This is a genomic window from Nocardia sp. 852002-20019_SCH5090214 (assembly GCF_001665865.1).
GTDB classification, from domain to species: Bacteria; Actinomycetota; Actinomycetes; order Mycobacteriales; family Mycobacteriaceae; genus Nocardia; species Nocardia nova.
Genome location: NZ_LZMK01000218.1, coordinates 1 through 596 on the forward strand (window position 1 = coordinate 1; position 596 = coordinate 596).

Genomic DNA, 596 nt, shown 5'->3' on the forward strand with positions numbered 1-596 from the left:
AACCACACCCACGAAGCGTTCGCGGTGCAGTTTCCCGACGGACACACCGAACACACTCAGGTGCCACTGGATTCACCGCAACACATCCTTCCTGATCTACTCCTGCCGACCAGGGTCGCCGACACACGCTTCGTCCTCGACCAACTGATGACTGCTGCCACCGAACAGCCGGGACGCGCTGGACTCCCACCGCACCTCGCCGAGGACCTCGACCTGTCGAAAGTCGGAATGTTCGGTCACTCGCTAGGCGGGTCGACAACCGTGCAAACGATGCACGACGACCACCGTGTCCGTGCCGGCGTCGATCTGGACGGCCCGATCCTGGGCTCTGTCGCCGCGGACGGTCTCGACCGGCCGCTGCTGATGCTGGCCAGCGACACCTCGCCCTGGTTCGGCAATCCGGGCTGGGAACCGCGCTGGGCAACCAACACCGGGGTGAAGATCCCCCTGCGCATCGCAGGAACCCAGCACATGTCGCTGTGCGACCAGCAGATCATCCTGCCGCAACTGACCACGGCCGGCCTGCTCGAGCCCGCCAAGAAGGCCGAAGCAGTCGGCACAATCGACACGGCCCGTTCGATCGACCTGCAACGATC

At 64.9% G+C, this 596-nt stretch carries 1 pseudogene; it reads left to right on the forward strand.

The features are described from left to right. Window positions 1-596, forward strand: a pseudogene (locus tag A5780_RS17170) (hypothetical protein); the annotation flags it as partial.